The 18,369-nt window shown below is 37.3% G+C and carries 15 protein-coding genes; 6 read left to right on the top strand and 9 right to left on the bottom strand.

Annotation, left to right across the window (positions count from 1 at the left end):
* Positions 1 to 489: 489 nt before the first annotated feature.
* Positions 490 to 915 carry a hypothetical protein gene (locus ACQKOG_RS15555; protein ID WP_370082928.1) on the top strand — a complete coding sequence of 142 codons (426 nt, stop codon included), beginning with the start codon at positions 490 to 492 and terminating at the stop codon, positions 913 to 915.
* A gap of 47 nt (positions 916 to 962) precedes the next feature.
* Here the strand turns inward: ACQKOG_RS15555 and ACQKOG_RS15560 are convergent, their stop codons facing one another.
* On the bottom strand, positions 963 to 2,642 hold the full coding sequence (locus ACQKOG_RS15560) for a hypothetical protein (RefSeq protein WP_427447288.1): 1,680 nt from the start codon (positions 2,640 to 2,642) through the stop codon (positions 963 to 965).
* Positions 2,643 to 2,805: 163 nt separating this feature from the next.
* Here ACQKOG_RS15560 and ACQKOG_RS15565 point away from each other — a divergent pair, with 163 nt between their 5' ends.
* The 3 genes from ACQKOG_RS15565 to ACQKOG_RS15575 all read left to right on the top strand — a co-directional run bounded on the left by ACQKOG_RS15565 (position 2,806) and on the right by ACQKOG_RS15575 (position 5,824).
* Positions 2,806 to 3,456, top strand: coding sequence for a lysoplasmalogenase (locus ACQKOG_RS15565; protein WP_427447291.1), 651 nt, complete (start codon positions 2,806 to 2,808; stop codon positions 3,454 to 3,456).
* 81 nt (positions 3,457 to 3,537) lie between these two features.
* Positions 3,538 to 4,767, top strand: coding sequence for a peptidase T (gene pepT, locus ACQKOG_RS15570; protein ID WP_370082922.1), 1,230 nt, complete (start codon positions 3,538 to 3,540; stop codon positions 4,765 to 4,767).
* A 91-nt stretch (positions 4,768 to 4,858) separates the two neighbouring features.
* Positions 4,859 to 5,824, top strand: coding sequence for a DMT family transporter (locus ACQKOG_RS15575; protein ID WP_370082920.1), 966 nt, complete (start codon positions 4,859 to 4,861; stop codon positions 5,822 to 5,824).
* A gap of 60 nt (positions 5,825 to 5,884) precedes the next feature.
* Here the strand turns inward: ACQKOG_RS15575 and ACQKOG_RS15580 are convergent, their stop codons facing one another.
* Complete coding sequence (locus ACQKOG_RS15580) at positions 5,885 to 6,373, bottom strand: GNAT family N-acetyltransferase (RefSeq protein ID WP_370082918.1); 489 nt, start codon at positions 6,371 to 6,373, stop codon at positions 5,885 to 5,887.
* Positions 6,374 to 7,031: 658 nt separating this feature from the next.
* Positions 7,032 to 7,460: a DUF4395 domain-containing protein gene (locus tag ACQKOG_RS15585; protein ID WP_370082916.1), complete on the bottom strand. Its 429-nt coding sequence runs from the start codon at positions 7,458 to 7,460 to the stop codon at positions 7,032 to 7,034.
* Between the two features lie 119 nt (positions 7,461 to 7,579).
* Between ACQKOG_RS15585 and ACQKOG_RS15590 the strand changes: the two genes are divergently transcribed.
* Entirely contained in the window at positions 7,580 to 8,287 is a 708-nt protein-coding gene (locus tag ACQKOG_RS15590) for a Fe-S oxidoreductase (RefSeq protein WP_427447295.1), read from the top strand.
* Between the two features lie 65 nt (positions 8,288 to 8,352).
* Here the strand turns inward: ACQKOG_RS15590 and ACQKOG_RS15595 are convergent, their stop codons facing one another.
* Together ACQKOG_RS15595 and ACQKOG_RS15600 are read right to left on the bottom strand one after the other, a co-directional pair.
* A complete protein-coding gene (locus ACQKOG_RS15595; protein WP_427447297.1) occupies positions 8,353 to 9,033 on the bottom strand; it encodes a GNAT family N-acetyltransferase in 681 nt (226 codons plus the stop codon).
* 12 nt (positions 9,034 to 9,045) lie between these two features.
* The gene (locus ACQKOG_RS15600; protein WP_427447300.1) at positions 9,046 to 10,158 is read right to left on the bottom strand and encodes a mandelate racemase/muconate lactonizing enzyme family protein; all 1,113 of its coding nucleotides are present in this window, start codon (positions 10,156 to 10,158) and stop codon (positions 9,046 to 9,048) included.
* A gap of 81 nt (positions 10,159 to 10,239) precedes the next feature.
* Here ACQKOG_RS15600 and ACQKOG_RS15605 point away from each other — a divergent pair, with 81 nt between their 5' ends.
* Positions 10,240 to 11,481: a hypothetical protein gene (locus ACQKOG_RS15605; RefSeq protein WP_370082909.1), complete on the top strand. Its 1,242-nt coding sequence runs from the start codon at positions 10,240 to 10,242 to the stop codon at positions 11,479 to 11,481.
* Positions 11,482 to 11,588: 107 nt separating this feature from the next.
* On the opposite strand, the gene nhaC is transcribed toward ACQKOG_RS15605, so the two are convergent.
* The 4 genes from nhaC to ACQKOG_RS15625 form a co-directional block, all read right to left on the bottom strand.
* On the bottom strand, positions 11,589 to 13,034 hold the full coding sequence (gene nhaC, locus ACQKOG_RS15610) for a Na+/H+ antiporter NhaC (RefSeq protein WP_370082907.1): 1,446 nt from the start codon (positions 13,032 to 13,034) through the stop codon (positions 11,589 to 11,591).
* Positions 13,035 to 13,307: 273 nt separating this feature from the next.
* Entirely contained in the window at positions 13,308 to 14,423 is a 1,116-nt protein-coding gene (locus ACQKOG_RS15615) for an amidohydrolase (RefSeq protein WP_427447303.1), read from the bottom strand.
* A gap of 136 nt (positions 14,424 to 14,559) precedes the next feature.
* On the bottom strand, positions 14,560 to 14,721 hold the full coding sequence (locus ACQKOG_RS15620) for a hypothetical protein (protein ID WP_427447306.1): 162 nt from the start codon (positions 14,719 to 14,721) through the stop codon (positions 14,560 to 14,562).
* Between the two features lie 579 nt (positions 14,722 to 15,300).
* Positions 15,301 to 18,174, bottom strand: a complete 2,874-nt coding sequence (locus ACQKOG_RS15625; protein WP_427447308.1) for an InlB B-repeat-containing protein — start codon at positions 18,172 to 18,174, stop codon at positions 15,301 to 15,303.
* Positions 18,175 to 18,369 lie beyond the last annotated feature (195 nt).

Here is an 18,369-nt window from a genome sequence, read left to right on the forward strand (position 1 = left end):
TTTGATGTCCAAAATTTTGTTTCGTTCACCAACTCAAGGTTAGCTACTAAAAACTTTATTGATTACGTTTTGCTTGTTCAGTTTTCAAGGTTCATTTCGTTACCATTTCTTCAACAGTAACTTTTATATAATATCATGTCGCAAACTCTATGTCAACAACTAATTTAGTTGTTTTTTAGTAGCTGTCTTAACGACTTGTATAATATTACACCCGTATTTTAAAAAGGTCAATACTTTTTCTAATAAATATTTATATTTTTTCATTTCGTTGAAAAGCTTCCTATATAATAATTGAATTATCGTTTTGATCAAACTTTGTTCAATAGCTGATTAAATGAGAAAGTACATTGTTTTTCACGTTTAAAGTAAGAGACTTTTTTGTGGGAGAAGTTAAATCTAGGTATAAATTAAACAAAAAGACTCTTTTCTTTTTAAATAATTCCATTAATACTAATAGATGACCACTATGTGGAAAGGAGTTATGTATAAATGTCCTATGTCGATAAAAATCTTGCTCGTACTTTAGAACAGCAACATAAGCGAAGTATAAGAGGTTTATTTTTAAAAATTCAAGACTTAAATAATAATTGTACACTATTAAGTAAACGACTTGAACCACAGATCGACTTAGCTGTTTATAAGAATGCTATTGATTATGTGAATCAATTCGTTTCCCATACTACCATACTCAACTTAAAATTCATTACAAATACACAAAATTTAGAGGTCGTTGTGTTACATGCACTTTTATTAGCGCATATAGTAGAAAACGAAGACCATTCTGATTTTGAATATGAACAACATTTACTTCAAGGGTACATTCATGAAATATTTGCGTTAAACGATCATGCAAAAGCACTTTATACTAATCATCAGGAAAAGATGCTTCACTATATAGAATCTCAACCAACATAAAAAAGACGATCAAGTAGTACTAAGCTACAAAGATCGTCTTTTTTCTTTTATTGTAATCCTTTAATAATCATTGATCGAACTGGTAAGAATTGCTCTCCCGTATCACCATAAGTGAGAATGACCTCATCACCTTCTTGCAAATAAATTGCAAGCGGTTCTGTTTCTGAGCTTACTAAATAGTTTTCACCGTTATTTAGTAAAAATGATACAACTGTATAGTCTCCGAGACGTTCCTTGTAAACGCGAAGCACCTTTCCACTTGCATTTTTCTCTTCCGCATGTGAACTTCCTTCGACTGTAGTTCCACCGCGACTTAAGGCTGTTTTATATAATTTTAATGCCTCTTTAGGAGTTGTCGCATATACGGAAATTTCAGGATTTGCCGCAGATACAATGAAATAATTTTGTAAGAAACCATTTGAATCAAGTACCGCTGTTAGCCAGCTAGCTTCGCCATAAAAGTTATACAACACTGGCATTTCTCCAGACCATTTTTTCTCTATAAATTTCTTCTCGATAATTTGCAAGTTACCTTGTGAATCCATGTAAGAAGCGTCTTGATTTCCAGTATAATAGGTTGCTTGACCTGTTCGTGCATTTGTTAAGGAATAGCCAAGCATTGAATCGACACCCTCTTTAGGGCTCGTAAAGTCTGTGAAATAATACATATCGCCCTTCTCGTCAAAAATTGGGCTAACATTTGCCTCTGTTCCCTCATCAGAAGGAAGTTTTACATCTTTCTTACCAAACTGACTGTTCCAAAATCCATGTACATAATTACCGAAATAACTATTTTGTAAGCTTACTGTCTCTGGAGAAACCGCTCCATCAATAAATTCTGGGACTTCCTCCAGCTTAATAACTTCTGATTTTCCTGTTAGCGCATCTACAAGCACGATCCCTTTTACATCGAAGCCATTACGTGCTGAGATAAACTCACCATATGAACGGATGTAGTATGGTTTACCATCATCATCTATTTCAAGTTGTACATCTCCGCAAAAAACAAGGAATGGATGTTGTAAACGTATATGACGCTCTAAATTTGAATTTAAATACGCAGAAGGAACATACTTCATTTCCTGCTTAACAAATTTAGGGTTATCTGCCGAATCCGTTGCACTCATTATAAAGTAACCAGGAGTCGACCCGCCGTTCATCCATTTAAAGAAACCAGAGAACTCAACTGGTGCAATATAAACATACTCACCATTCACTTTTTGAATTTGTAAGCGCCCTAGCTCATAATAACTCGTATTCGGTACTTGTCCGAACGCTTTTTTCATCTTATTGCGCGCAAATTTAGGAGGAACACTAGCTGGTGTTTGTGTTTCATCGAATGGTTTTATTTCAACCTCTTCCTTCATTTCAGCTGATTTGAATTTTTCGTTAGCATTCCATAAAGGAGCTGATAATACATACACTGCAACACCTAAACTAGCTAAAAATAAAACACCCTTTATTTTTCTTTCTATACCACCTGCAAGAAGCGCGCCACCTAATGTTAATAGAATAATAGCGGGCCAAAAAGCAAGCCAGTTTACATCCATGTTTGTCACATATACTGTTATACCAGTAGCTAAAAACCCTAGTACAAATACACCTATAAAGAAGTAGCCAATTACTTTTTTAGATCCGCCATCTTCTCGTTTTTTCGTTATAATCGGTGTTAATAAAACACTCGCGATTAGCCCAATGACTGCCGAAGCTATTAATAGCTTAGTCATTTTGTTCACCCTCTCTAAGCTTACTGTCCTCTTATTTACGGCTACATACCAAAAAAGTTTCATACATAAGATGAATGAGTACCCTCTCGTACATTTCCTTCACAAAAGAATAAAGGAAATTGTTACATAGATAAAGAATTTCAAAGAAAAGGAGCTGAGAAATTTGTCTAAAAAAGTTTTAATAGCATTTATTATTTTGTTTGGTCTTTATTATGTTTTTTTCCTGTCTCATATTGCAGAAAGCTTGATACTTATCTTTAAAGTCATCCCAATGCTTTTAATCATTATTTTAGCCGCTACATCAAAAAATTTAGGCATTAAAAAGTATCAACTACTGATTGTCATCGGACTTGTGTTTTGTATGGTCGGCGATTATACGCTACAGTGGTTTCTAATTGGGCTAACAAGCTTCTTAATCGGGCATATTTTTTATATCCTGGCCTTTTCTTCTACTAATGAACGACAAGTACCGACTTGGGCGAAGATTGTCTTACTCGTTTACGGTGCAAGTATGGCTGTGTGGATTGCAGGTACTGTATTTTCATCAGGAGAAGTCGTGCTTGGTATCGCGGTCATTGCTTATATTTCCGTCATATTAACGATGGGTTGGACTGTGATTCGAACAGGTTCTACATTTGCAACGATCGGCGCTCTGCTCTTTATTTCATCAGATTCCTATTTAGCTATTAATAAATTTGTTATGCCTTTACCATTTTCACATGAGTTTATTATGTTGACATATTACAGTGCCCAAATACTAATTGCCTTAAGTATTTCTCAATATTCCGAAATCCGAAGTAAAGTGTTACAATAATATCAATTATAACTTGGCGGATGTCACGGAATCGGCCGGGGGCTGAAAGTAGTTAAACATACACATTAGGAGGCCATACTTATGAAAGAACAAGTAATCGAGCGTTTAATTCGTTATGCAAAAATTGATACACAATCTGATTTCACAAGCGAAACAACTCCTTCAACACAAAAACAATTTGACTTATTGCATGTACTAAAAGATGAACTTGCTGCAATAGGCTTAACTGACATTACATTAGATGAAAATGGTTATTTATTTGCGACACTCGAAGCAAATACAGATAAAAAAGTGCCTACAATTGGCTTTTTAGCACATGTGGACACTACAACAGATTTTACCGGCACAAACGTTAATCCACAGCGCATTGACAACTATGATGGTGGAACGATCCAGCTCAATGAAAATCTAGCGATGTCGCCAACAGATTTTCCGGAGCTTAAAAATTATATAGGTCAAACGTTAATTACAACGGATGGCACTACGTTATTAGGTGCTGACGATAAAGCTGGTATCGCAGAAATTATGACGGCTATGGAATACCTAGTAAATAATCCTTCTATTAAACATGGTAAATTACGTGTAGCATTTACACCTGACGAAGAAATTGGCCGCGGTCCTCATAAATTTGATGTGGCTGCCTTTGGAGCAGACTATGCTTATACGATGGATGGTGGACCACTTGGCGAGCTACAATACGAAAGCTTTAATGCTGCAGGCGTAAAGGTTGTGACAAAAGGTACTAGTGTACACCCTGGATCTGCAAAAAATAAAATGGTCAATGCCATCACAATGGCGATCGCTTTCCAAAATGAAATGCCTACTGCTGAAGTACCAGAAAAAACGGAAGGCTATGAGGGCTTTATTCACTTAATGGGCTTTAACGGAGCGATCGAGCATGCTGAGCTTTCTTATATCGTCCGTGACCATGACCGTCAAAAGTTCGAGGCGAAAAAACAATTAATGCTTGATGCTGCGGCGAAAATTAAAGCCCAATATGGCGAGCATGCTTTAAGCATTACTATGGAAGATCAATACTATAATATGGGCGAAAAAATTGAGCCTGTAAAAGAAATCGTTGATATTGCACGCACAGCGATGGAAAAGTTAGATATTACTCCAATTACATTACCAATCCGTGGCGGTACTGATGGTTCACAGCTTTCTTACATGGGCTTACCAACACCAAATATTTTTGCAGGTGGCGAAAATATGCACGGTAAATTCGAATATGTATCTGGAGAAACGATGGAGAAAGCTACACAAGTGATTATCGAAATCGTACAGCTCTTTGAACAACAAGGAAAGTAATTACGAAGAAGGGTTTACCCCTTCTTCGTAATTTTTAAAAAAAACGATAACTGAATTTTCAAATTACATAAAGGATTTTGAGGTGAATTTAATGAAAGAAATTGCATTAGGCATTTTAGCCTCACTTTTTTTTGCTGTTACATTTATATTAAATCATGCAATGGAAATGCAAGGTGGTAGCTGGCTTTGGAGTGCATCTTTGCGCTATTTCTTCATGCTTCCGTTTTTACTTGTGATTGTCTTCTATCGAAAAGGTTTTACCCAACTATCAGGTGAAATGAAGGCACAGCCTGCCGCTTGGCTACTTTGGAGCTTTATTGGATTCGTATTGTTCTATGCCCCACTGACATTTGCAGCAGCATTCGGTCCAGGGTGGCTCGTTTCTGGAACATGGCAATTGACAATTGTCGCTGGCGTATTACTAGCACCCCTATTTGTTTCAATAGTAGCTGGGAAAACAGTACGTCAAAAAATACCGCTTATTTCATTACTCATTTCATGTGTTATTTTAGTCGGCATTTTACTTATCCAAATACCACAGGCACAATCTGTCCCATTTAAAAGTTTAATGCTTGGCATTTTACCTGTTGTCATCGCTGCTTTTGCCTACCCTCTTGGTAATCGTAAAATGATGGAAATCTGCGGTGGACGTATCGATACATATCAACGAGTTCTTGGTATGACCATCGCCTCGATGCCTGCATGGATTATTCTAGCTATTTATGCATTAGCAACGGTCGGGCTTCCTTCTAGCAGCCAAGTAATGCAATCGTTGCTTGTAGGTATAAGCTCTGGTGTCATCGCCACAACTTTATTTTTCATTGCAACTGACCGTGTTCGCGATCATCAAGGCAAGCTTGCAGCAGTTGAAGCAACACAATCGACTGAAATACTCTTTGTCATTATCGGTGAAGTATTATTGCTCGGCATTGCATTCCCAAATCCAATTGCACTCGCGGGCTTAGGTGTCATCATTGTGGGCATGCTACTTCATAGCTACTATACGATGATACTAGGGAAAAAAAGCGCTGTTCATAACAGCAGCCCTACTCAGTAATATTAAAAGTGTACATTACTAAATTTACTTAGTAGTGTACATTTTTTATTCTAGAGAGCACTATAATTTGTAAATCATTGTTTTAGATGTTCCTACTACTTCATAATCTTGAAAGCCTAGTTTGTTATAAATATTAATGGCCACACTATTTTCAAGGTCTACACTAAGTGAAATGGTATTGTATCCTTCATCCTGCGCTTGTTGAATTATTTTACGCATTAGTAAAGTCCCTAATCCCCTTCCTCTTACGTCTTTTGAAACAGCAATTCCTATTTCAGGAGTATTGCTATCAATATATCCATAGCTTTTATTATTTTCATCAAACAATCTGTACCAGACTGCACCAACAGTTTGATTTTCTGCGTCAAAGGCAATCAAAACAGTATCTCCCTTTCTCCCCCAACCTTCATGATATTTTCTTATGTCAGGCGAGTTTAGCAAAACCTCTTTTGATGGTTTATTGACAGGAATAATTACAGACTCATATAACATTTCTTGAAAGAATTCAAACTCATTTTTATTACCTTCGAAGTTTCTAATATAAAACATAAGATAATCACTCCCGCCCCCTAATATTGTTAAACAATCAAATTGTCACTCTAATTACTATATGCATTTAGGGATATCATATATTAAATTACAATTTTTAGGGTTAATGACATAACGTGTAGTTGATTTCCGTTCCGGCTGGGCGCTTTCCTGGGGGCGTCCGATGAGCCGCTTCACTCGCTTTGCTCGCTCCAGGGTCTCATCTGTGACGCTGATCCCCAAGGAGTCACCAAGCCTCCACTCCAATCAACTTATATGCATGGCATACGATTTAACAAATGTCATTCCTTACTTACTCATTAATAAAATCAGAATTCACTAAAGCTGATTTCTTTCATTTTTATAGGGATACTTTGAAGATTTATCGGAACATAATCTCATTTTATCGGAACAATTTTAGCTTTTATCGGAACAATTGCAGTTTCGATAAAAAAAGACGACTCAATCACAATGGAGTGAGTCGTCTAGAGATTTTACGTTCCCAAAAAATGAGGGGGGTTTTAGGAGCGTCTTCATGAACTAGCAAACTTCTGGAGAAAAGTAGCTAAAGTTCATCCTCTCTACACTGTATTGTAGGGGAGGAATAATCTTTATACGATAATGATAATCATTATCAATTATAAAGTCAACATTAATCTGAAAATTTTTTAAAGTTTTTTTATGCCTTTTTCAGCGAGCGACGATATTGCCATTGCTTTAGCTGAAAATGTAGGAAACAACCTATACAAAAGCCTGCAATTGCTATCGATGAAGCTATTGCAACAATTCCCGTAAAGAGGTAGCCAACCACTTGCCATTTAAGCAAGTAACCTAAAATTCCGCCTGCTAAACAAAAGCTAGCAATATTAGAATTAAATTTTTGTTGTTGTGCATCCTCTGGTATATAAGTAGATGGAGCCTTTTTTAGAAACAGCTTCCCTACTCGAATAATAGGATTGTAATTGCATAAAACACCAAGTAAATTTGCTACTAAAGGAATTGCTAAAATCCAAGTGAACCCTGTTACCCACGTTAGAATGACACTTAACAGAATCGTCCATTGATTGAGTCGAACGAGCGGCCTTGGAATTGCATGAGGCTGCGACATTTTAAAACCTACCTTTCAGATATGTTTAATGTATTTTACTATATTGCATACCATTTGTGAAGCAAAAATGATTAATTTATAATTGAAGTAGCAGAAGACTGAAAGAAAAGGTGATCACGATGCCAGCATTAACGATGGATCAAGTTCGACAATTGAATTCCTATAGCATTTATACGACAGAACCAAAGCGGACACTATTTACATTAGCTGATATACATAAGGACTTTTACCATCCTGACTTTTTAAACCTTATGATGGGCATTACAGACGCAGCAACGGAAACAGCCGCTATTTCTCATTTTTCACGCCGCTACGGTATGTTTTTCGCTATGCAACTTTACATGCTTGCCGCCTATGACGAGGTGTGGGCCGGTAAACCAATCGAGCTTCGCTTTGATGCAGCAAAAGAATTCGACAGTTTTACAGTCGCAATGTTTGTTAACCCCAATGATTGGCGTTATGTCGATGAGGATGAGCGACAAGCAGTTATTGAGAAGATTCTATATGATGGGCATGTAATCGTTCAACAGCTCCGTAAAGTAACATCTATTTCCCCTCTTACTATTTGGGAGAATTTCTTTGGATATCTACTTTGGCACTATCACATATTGCTTTCTAATCCTGGACTAGCCGATCAAGCAATGGAGGATATTGAAGCTTTAGAGGACCCTAAAACATGGGGTCGTTTCTCCAATAAATCTTGGTGGGCACAATATACAGGAGGTCAAAGCCCCACTAATTTAGTGAACGTTCCCGTACGGAAATCATGTTGTTTTTCAAAAGACATACCAGGTTTAATGGCTTGTGGCTTTTGCCCGATGAAATAAAAATCTCCTAAACCAAAAAGCCTTACCTCTCACAATAAGTAAAAGGTAAGGCTTTTTACTATTATTTATTTTTCATAAACGACGAACCAATCATCTTGATTCTCATACATAGAAGTACCTATATAACCCTGTTTCAAAAGCTGTTGCTGACCAACCGTATCATCCATCGAAATCGTCATCTTTTCTGTAAAGGTTGGTAGCTCTTGTCGCAAGTCTTTATAGAAAACATATCGTAGCTTGTCTACATACTTAATTTTTAATCCCTTTACCACTAACCCTTGAGAAAATTTATCTTTCAAGCTGGGGATATTATATGGCTTTACCGTTGAGCATACATAATCATATTTTTCTAAATCGATATGACCCATGACAATTTGGGCTAATGTTTTTTGTAATCCATAGCCACGATATGTTGGTGAGACATTCGATATTTCTTGATATAAAACTTTATGAAATTCATCCTCGACAATCCCACAATCATAGCCAAGGTGCTCGTCATCAACAGGTGGGTTCAATAGTGTGCGAAAGGCAATTAACTCATCCCCTACGTAAGCACCTATCATCATGCCATTGCCGCTTAAAATATAGTCAAATTCCTCAGTGCTTAATGGCTGTAAAACACTTTGGTCTGCTAATGAATGATAAACCTCAAGCTGTAATTTTTCAATTTCTTGCAAATGCTGAAGATTTAATGTTGTAACAAAAAACGGCGTTTCTCCAAGCATGCCTTCATAAATTTTTTCCATTTCGCCGCCTCCTTAGGCTGTTACAATTGTTGAGAACTTACATAATTCTTTAAGGGTTTCTTCATCTACGTCTACACCTAATCCTGGTTTTTCATTTAAACAAATAAATGGCACATCATAGTGTAAGTTTCCGACATCCTTAGAGAACTTTAATGGACCTGTTAATTCTACACTCGTCATTATTTTTTTAGAGAATGCTACATGGAAGCCAGCTGCTGAACCAACTGATGATTCTACCATTGAACCGATTTGACATTCAATGCCTGCCATTTCAGCCATCACTGCTAGTTTCATAGCAGGATAAATTCCACCGCACTTCATTAATTTAATATTGACTTTATCTGCAGCACGTTTTGCAATAATTTCACGCATTTCACGTACACCGCGAAGTCCTTCATCAATCATTAATGGTACATCTGTTTTCGACTTCACTTCTACCATCCCATCAATATCTTCACTATCAACTGGCTGCTCTAACCAATCGATATTTAAATCTTTTAATGCACGTAAACCTTGTAAAGTAGTTGACGCATTGCCCCACCCTTGGTTTACATCTACTCGAATTGCGATGTCTTCACCAACACGTTCACGTACCGCTTTGATACGAGCAACATCACGAGCTACCTCTGTCCCTACCTTCATTTTAAATGATCGATAGCCCATCTCTACACGGTTAGCCGCCTCTTCTGCCATCGCCTCAGGTGTTCCAATGCTCAGTACATGCGTAATCGGGAATTTCTCATGATAACGCCCACCTAGTAGTTGGTACACTGGAACTTGTAACGCTTTACCTGCAATATCGAAACAAGCAATGTCAATCGCTGCTTTCGCTGCTGGCACATCCTTCACAACTTTGTTCAATTTATCATGAAGTTTTTCAAAGCCCATTGGATTTTCTCCAATGATTGCAGGAGCAAGCTGATTCTTTAACACAGCATACGTGCTCTCCCACGTCTCCCCTGTTACGTGCTCATCTGGTACTGCTTCACCGTAGCCTACAATACCTGTGTCTGTCGTAACCTTCAAAATAATAGAAGGCATTGTATCATATGTAGCATAACTGATGATAAATGGATCAATAAGTGGTAAATGAATTGCAAAAATCTCTACTTGTTGGATTTTCATTTTTATCAGTCTCCTGTATAATATAGTTGTCGCTAATATGTCGCTAATTGTCAAAAAAATAATAGAAAAGGAACGTTGCCTATGTCTACTAAAATAGCGGTTATCTGCTCGAAAGCATTTATGAAGCGTATAAACAGTATCGCACAAAACATAGAGAATATTCAAATAGATTTTTATCTTTACAAGCAACCTACAGAATCACCCGTTTTGTTAAAGGAAATGAAGCCATGTGATGCACTTTTATTCGGAGGAACCCTACCCTATTTACATGCCCAATCTGCACTGTCAGAACTACCAATACCTTGGAATTATATAAAACAAGATGAGACGGCAATTTCCACAACCTTATTATCGCTTATAGCTAATCATGCAGTACCTTTAAGTAGAATTTCCATTGATGTTATGAATCCTACTATAGTAGAAAATGTTCTAACAGAAATAGAGTATTATGGTCCAAAACCATATATCCAGCCTATTTCTATCACTAAACCTACCCAATCAATATTGCAGCATCATATAACTTTATGGGAAGCTAATAGCATTGATTTTGTCATAACAAGTATTCATAGTGTGTTTGATGAATTACAGGCTCTTCAAATACCTGCAATGCGCATGTTAGATGCAACTAACTCCATTGTTCAATGCTTAGAGGAGACGAAATCTCAATCACTTCTTATAAAATCCGAATCTGTCAAAGCCGTTGTTGGACTATTAGAAGCTCCTGAAGATAAACCTATAGACTTTAACATGTTAACGCAAATCACAGCAGCTACACATTCAACTTATAAAGAAATTTCACCGTACTCTTTTGAGCTATATACGACAGCTGGGCATTTGCAAAAGGCACTTGAAAAAGAGAATTTACAGAACTTATTACAACAAGCTGATAAGCCATTTAATCTAGCATTTGGTTATGGCCATTCAATATTTGAGGCTAATCAAAATGCTAAAAATGCTTTAACATTTGCTAAACCTTGTGAGATTTATATACTAGATGAACATAAAAATTTGCTAGGTCCATTTCCAAAATCGGAAGTAAAACTAGCTTTAAAAACAGATGATCCCTATGTTTTACAAATGGCAAAGCAAACAAGCTTAAGTCCATTAAATATTTCCAAGATCATTCATTTTAGCCGAGAGCGACAATCAGCTCAATTTACATCCCATAATCTTTCTGAATACTTACAGGTTACACGTCGTACAACAGAGCGCATTATAAAAAAATTAGTGGATAACGGCTATGCTAAAGTTGTTGGTGAAGAAATGACACACCAACAAGGTCGCCCACGCACAATATATGAATTAAACTTTGCAACCTATTAAGAGCAATTATGCCTCGGCATAATTGCGTCCCGCTGAAAGAAATTAACTGAAAAGCTCTCGCAGATGCCTTTGCATCCGCGAGACTTTAGTTAACTATCAGAAGAGATTTAGTCAGCCATGACCATATCAGCATCATTTAGTTCTTCCTCTTTTTTGCGCTTCTCTGCTGCTTCTATTTCTTCAGGTGTCAGCTTAACAATCGCAAATCCGATATATGCATAAAAAATTGAAATAATAGGTACAAGGAAATTAATAATTGCATATGGTGCATATTCCATTGCACCTACACCTAATGTTGCTAAGATAAAGACTCCACAAGTATTCCATGGGAAGAATACAGAAGTTAGTGTTCCCCCATCCTCCAACGCACGAGATAAGTTTTTCGAATGCAAACCACGCTCTCGATAGACATTCGCAAACATACGTGATGGAACAACAATTGAAATATACTGCTCAGAACATGTAGCATTTGTTGTAATACATGCAGCAATCGTTGAAGCAACTAGGCTTCCTGTAGATTTAGCAAACTTCACAATAACATTCATAAGTGATTTTAACATGCCGGAATATTCTAACACCCCACCGAATGTCATCGCCACAATTGTCATTGAAACCGTATTCATCATCGAATCTAAGCCACCACGGTTAAATAGATTGTCCACCATGTCATTGCCAGTTGAAATAACAAATCCTTCTTGTAAAGCATGTACAGCCATTGTAGGTGTACCGCCTTGTACGAAGATTTGTAGTAAGAATCCTGAGATTATTCCGACAACTAAAGCTGGAATCGCAGGTACTTTTTTCGCTACCAATACAATTACACCAACTGGCACAAGCAATAACCAAGGAGAAATAACGAAACTGTCCTCCATTACTTTTAATGTTGTTAAAATACTTTCTGATTTCATTGAGATGTCTGCGAAGCTTCTTCCCATAATTCCAAATACAACAATTGCAATGACTAGAGCTGGAATTGTCGTATAAAGCATATGCTTAATATGATCAAATAAGTCTGTGCCTGTTAAACCTGCTGCGAGATTAGTAGTATCCGATAATGGTGACATCTTATCACCAAAGTATGAACCCGAAATAACTGCTCCAGCAATCATTGCTGCAGGGATTCCCATACTTAAACCGATACCCATACCAGCAACACCGATTGTTGCCATCGTCGACCATGAGCTACCAATTGCCAAGGAAACAATTGAACATAACAGCATGATTGTTACTAAAAACCAAGCTGGAGAAATTAATTTTAAACCAAAATAAATCATTGTTGCGACAACACCGCCGCCAATCCATGCGCCAATTGTCAAACCTACTAAAATAATAATAACAATCGCTGGTAAAGCTAGACGTATCCCCTTATACATCATTTCCTCGATTTCTATCCACTTAAATCCATGCATTTTAGCGACAATAGCTGCTACAGTTGTTCCAACAATAAGTGGTACGTGAGGACTTTGCTCTAACACAACTACTGTAATTAGCATAGCTATAATCATTATTGCAAATGTCAGAAGTGCCCAACCTGCATTAATTTCTTTTTTCATGAATCCATCCCCTTTTTTGCGCTAATTGTTAATCTTGGTTTGCAAAGATGCAAATAATTTTTTACGTTTTTTAGCATAATATTCAAAAAATTAAAAGTCAACGCAAAAATTTTATGCCTCTCGAGCGATTTCGACTGTTTTTGCGCATAAAAACGCTTTCAAATAGCTATTAAAGACAATGCAAAATATTCATACATTTCTACAAAAAAGAAAAGAAAAAGGAACTTTACCAAAAGAATTTTGCACTTTTGATATAGCTCCCTCTCGCTATCGTTATTCGTATTCAGGTTTTTTTTCTAACACACAAGCAAGTACTTTTGCAGCATCAATTAATGCATTCCGTTCAAAAGTCATTTTTGGATGATGTAATCCAGGAGTTAAGTTGGCCCCAATCCCAATCATCGTTGCTTTTAATTCAGGTTTTTTAACTGTGTAAAAATGGAAATCATCACTTCCAGGTGTTGTTATTTCCTCAGCTAGATGCGTTTCTCCAAGTGTTTCAATAATTGCGTCTTTAGCCATACGTGCAGCAACTGAAGAAACCTCAGCGCCAGGTGTGAAATCTAACCATTCCCACTCCATATCAATTTCAAACTGCTGCTTGATTGATGTTAAACCAAACTCAATACGACTACGAAGCAATTCTAGTTGGTTATTACGTTGCGCGCGAATATCCATAGAGAAGCTCGCAGTACCTGGAATAATATTCGTACTACCACCATCTGCAACAATCTTCGTTAACTTTGCCGAATGAGGCTCGAAAGGCGATAAATGTATACTATTGAGCATTTGTTGTACAGCCATAATAACATCGATTGCATTTTTCCCTTGATGAGGTCTAGCACCATGGGCATCAGTGCCTCGTATTGTTCCTTCTAAAAAATAAGCTGCACCGTGATGGATAGCAGGCGATACCTTGCCAAGTGGTAGCTCTTCAATTGGTCTTAAATGAACACCAAATAAATGCGATACACCATCAACAGCTCCTCGCTCAAAGGCTGCACAAGCGCCATTCCCAAGTTCTTCAGCAGGCTGGAAAATAAAACGAACACGATGTTGCAATGGTCGATCTTTCAGCAGTAATAAAGCACCAAGCACCATCGTTATATTTGCATCATGCCCACACGAGTGGTTCGCTTGCCACTTCCCATCCACTTCTTGCCATAAAGCATCTATATCTGCACGTACAGCAACAATTTCATCACCTGTACCAATTTCCGCAATTAACCCCGGAACATCCCCTAACAAACGATAGGATACGTTTAACTCATCTAAAATCGACGCAATCTTTTTAGTAGTTTCAAATTCCTTCCAACTTATCTCTGGATATTTATGAAAATGATCAAACCATTGATAAATTGTTTCTTCTAAGATTACAGCATTTGACATAACTACACCTCTATACGCATTTTTGTTTCCCATTATACATGAAACTATTTCTTAAAAGTACATATGAAATTAGACCTATATATATGAAAAACAATGATATTTTCAAGAGGCTCCTCACCAAAAGTTGATGACATTTTTAAAACGTATGCCATATATAAGTTGATTGGAGTGGAGACTGGGCGACTCCTTGGGGATCAGCAATAGAGGAACGAAGGCTAAAACCATCACGTCCTGTGATAACGCCTTCGTGACCAACCTCGTGCTGCTGACGCTTCGTTAGCACTACGCTTTCGCGCAAAAGACATCTGTTGGCCCGAGACCCCGCAGCGAAGCGGATGTTTTCTGTGCGAAAGCGAAGCGTCAGCAACTGTTTTTTTTCTGTGCGAAAGCGAAGCGACAGCAACAACAAAGCGTTCAGTCGGAACGGAAATCAACCACACGCTATGATGATGATCCAAAAATGATTAATATATGTAAAAAAAAACGAAGGACTGTGTTAAAAGTTATTTCACCTTTAGCACAGTCCTTCAAATATTTATTATAAACTTGTAAAAAAACCTTCTGGATATTCTTCATAATGCACCATCGATAGTTGCTCCTCATTTTTTTTCCTCTTCCATAGTAAGCTCCAGTTCCTGATCCATTAGATATGTTTCAAATTTTGAGTTAAACAACTTTTTCATTTAATCATCTCTCCTTTTTATTTGATTGAATTTTCTGATAAAAGAATTATACAATGATCTTTGTAAAAAAAGCAATAAACGATGCTCTTTATGCATAAAAAGTATAAAAGCTATCTACTTTTTAGATTGAACTTTGAGGTTAATCAGAGAAAGAGATGTATCAAATTACGATACATCTCTCTTTATAGTAAGACTTATAAACCAAGCGCTCGGTACATAAACGCTGTAAATTGTGCGCGTGTTAAGTTTTCATCCGGTCTAAAATTACCGTTTTCATCGCCTAGTGCAATGTTATGGTCCGCTAGTGTAGCAATATATCCACTCGCCCAGTGTGATGGATCGACATCCTTAAACGAGCTATTCCCGCTTGGAGTTAAATCAAAGGCAAGCACCATCATTTTTGCCATTTGGGCACGTGTTAAATAAGCATCTGGACGGAAAGTTCCGTTTGAACCGTCTACAATGCCCGCTTGTTGGAGTAATGTGATTTGCTGATAGTACGGATGGCTATGTGGGACATCCAAAAATGGTACAGCTTCCCGGAGTGGTGTTAGAGGTAAGGCACGTTCAATCATAAGTACGACATGCTGACGTTGAATCATGTCATTTGGTCTGAAAGTGCCATCTGGATAGCCTTTAATAATGCATCGATTGGCAATTTGTTCAATCATCTCTTTTGCCCAGTTATGATCAATATCTTTGAAAGTAATATTACAGTCACTGCCTAGCTTCGTCCATTTTGCATATAATGTTGTATTCTCTATCACTTCATCATTAGCAAAATCCCATGCTTTTGTGAGTTCCTCATCCTTGTACCATCCAGCAAAAGTATAACCCTCCTTCATTGGGTTAGAAGGTGCTTGCAACGATGCTTTATAGGCAACAGTTTGGGACGGTACTTCACTTCCGCCATTTGTATTAAAAGTGACGTTATAGTTTGGCGAACCTTGGCTAGATCCCCCGTTAGAAGAATTATACTTTGTCCATTCAGCATATAATATTTCGTTAGCTGTTACTACATCATGTTCGAAATCCCATGCTTTCATGAGTCCTTCATCCTTATACCAGCCGGCAAATGTATGGTCTTCCTTCACAGGTGTAGGCGGCACTTGTAGCAATTCACCTTTTGAAACCTCTTTAGATGGAACCTCACTTCCTCCGTTTGAATTAAAAGTGACGTTATAGCTTGGCATAGCTTCACTAGATCCACCTTCAGTAGTATTGTCCTTGGTCCATTTCGCGTACAACATGATGTTTTTAGTCACTATATCTTTTGCAAAATCCCATGCTTCTGACAGTTCGCTATCCTTATACCAACCAGCAAACGTATATCCTTCCTTCGTTGGGGCAGTTGATGTTTTTACTAATTCTCCTTCTTTCACTTCTTCTGATATGACTTCACTTCCTCCATTGGAATCAAAACTGACGATATAGCTCTGCTCCGAAGCGTCGTCCTCTTTCCACTTTGCATATAGTGTTAGATCTTCTTTGACTATATCCTTAGCAAAATCCCATGCTTCCGACAGTTCGCTATCCTTATACCAACCAGCAAACGTATACCCTTCCTTCGTTGGAGCAGTTGGCGTATTCATAAGTTCTCCTTCTTTCACTTCTACTGGTATGACTTCACTTCCACCGTTTAAATCAAAAGTGACGATATAGCTCAGCTCTGCAATGTCGTCCTCTATCCACTCTGCATATAATGTTAGGTTTTCCTCGACTTTATCTTTTGCAAAATCCCAAGCTGTTGTCAGCTCCGATTTCTTATACCAACCAGCAAACGTATGCCCTTCCCTCGTTGGGACAGTTGGGGGTTTTACCAGTTCTCCTTCTTTCACTTCTTCTGATGCGACTTCACTTCCTCCAATTGAATCAAAACTGACGATATAGCTTTGCTCCGAAGTGTCGTCCTCCGTCCACTTTGCATATAACGTTAGATTTTCTTTGACTATGTCTTTTGTAAGATCCCAAACCGTTGTCAGCTCCGAATCCTTATACCAGCCATCAAACGTATACCCTTCCTTCACTGGGTCAGATGGTCCTTCCACCAATTCTCCAGCTGTAACTATTTTAAACGGAACTTCACTTCCTCCATTTGAATCAAAAGTTACTTTCACCTTACATGTGTTCCAATTTGCATAAATTGTCATTGGCTGCACTACAGATTTAGTCCATTTAATAGTACAACCTGAATCTTCAAACCACCCATTAAAGTATTTGGCTCCTCTGATTTGAAAATCGAATGGGCCTCCGTTAGGGTCAGAATTTAATTGAGGTGTCCCATGAAATATAACAAAATCTAACTCATTTCTAGAAAATGCGCCGTGTTCAATTATCTCAACACTTGATGGAATTTCTACACTTGTTAATTGGTTATATGCAAACGCTGAATGTCCAATCGTTGTAACGCTTGATGGTATCTCTACGCTTGCTAATTGATTATAACTAAATGCAGAACCTTCAATATTTTGAACACCTAATGGGATTTCCACACTGGTTAATTGATTATTCTGAAATGCTTGTTCTCCAATCTTTGTAATGCTGGATGGGATCTCTACACTTGTTAATCGATTACTATAAAATGCGCCCTTACCTATAGTTGTAACGCTCGATGGAATCTTTACGTTTGCTAATAGATTATTATAAAATGCATAATCCCCGATCGTTGTAACACTTGATGAGATCTCTACATTCTTTAAACTATTGTTGCTAAATGCATGACCTCCAATATTTTCAACACCTATAGGAATTTCTACATTTGTTAATAGATTATTATAAAACGTCTTATAGCCAATCTTTGTAACACTTGATGGTATCTTTACACTTTTTAGATTCTTATTTGAAAACGCATATTGTTCAATTGCTACAACTGGTTTCTCTTTAATCTCACTCGGAATAACAATATCCTTCGATATACCATTATACCCTGTAATAACAACACCATCGTCCACGCTAGTCGTTTTAAAATCATCTTCACTATCGCTATTTGCATAAACAGGCTGATTACTTAATGCTAATTGGGAGAATATCAAAAGTATGCTCATTACTAATAAACTTGTTTTTTTCATTTTGTAGTATCCTTTCAATAGTTTGAAATAAATGGGTACCCATTAAATGGATACCCCGTATTAAGCAGTTATAAACTTTATTAAAATATTTTTTTGATAAATAAATACATCGAAGTTTTCAAACTAACCAATGAAAAAAGTGTAGAAACATTATCGTTTCGCTTATTCAGAATAGAAAAAGAGATGTATCAAATT

The sequence above is a fragment of the Lysinibacillus sp. NPDC093216 genome, from assembly GCF_050280325.1.
In the GTDB taxonomy this organism is placed as follows: Bacteria; Bacillota; Bacilli; order Bacillales_A; family Planococcaceae; genus Lysinibacillus.

Bases quoted from the DNA above. Each gene is read 5' to 3' on its own strand.
- ACQKOG_RS15555 (WP_370082928.1), top strand. From the start codon at position 490: ATGTCCTATGTCGATAAAAATCTTGCTCGTACTTTAGAACAGCAACAT.
- ACQKOG_RS15560 (WP_427447288.1), bottom strand. From the start codon at position 2,642: ATGACTAAGCTATTAATAGCTTCGGCAGTCATTGGGCTAATCGCGAGT.
- pepT (WP_370082922.1), top strand. From the start codon at position 3,538: ATGAAAGAACAAGTAATCGAGCGTTTAATTCGTTATGCAAAAATTGAT.
- ACQKOG_RS15575 (WP_370082920.1), top strand. From the start codon at position 4,859: ATGAAAGAAATTGCATTAGGCATTTTAGCCTCACTTTTTTTTGCTGTT.
- ACQKOG_RS15580 (WP_370082918.1), bottom strand. From the start codon at position 6,373: ATGTTTTATATTAGAAACTTCGAAGGTAATAAAAATGAGTTTGAATTC.
- ACQKOG_RS15585 (WP_370082916.1), bottom strand. From the start codon at position 7,460: ATGTCGCAGCCTCATGCAATTCCAAGGCCGCTCGTTCGACTCAATCAA.
- ACQKOG_RS15590 (WP_427447295.1), top strand. From the start codon at position 7,580: ATGCCAGCATTAACGATGGATCAAGTTCGACAATTGAATTCCTATAGC.
- ACQKOG_RS15595 (WP_427447297.1), bottom strand. From the start codon at position 9,033: ATGGAAAAAATTTATGAAGGCATGCTTGGAGAAACGCCGTTTTTTGTT.
- ACQKOG_RS15600 (WP_427447300.1), bottom strand. From the start codon at position 10,158: ATGAAAATCCAACAAGTAGAGATTTTTGCAATTCATTTACCACTTATT.
- ACQKOG_RS15605 (WP_370082909.1), top strand. From the start codon at position 10,240: ATGTCTACTAAAATAGCGGTTATCTGCTCGAAAGCATTTATGAAGCGT.
- nhaC (WP_370082907.1), bottom strand. From the start codon at position 13,034: ATGAAAAAAGAAATTAATGCAGGTTGGGCACTTCTGACATTTGCAATA.
- ACQKOG_RS15615 (WP_427447303.1), bottom strand. From the start codon at position 14,423: ATGTCAAATGCTGTAATCTTAGAAGAAACAATTTATCAATGGTTTGAT.
- ACQKOG_RS15625 (WP_427447308.1), bottom strand. From the start codon at position 18,174: ATGAAAAAAACAAGTTTATTAGTAATGAGCATACTTTTGATATTCTCC.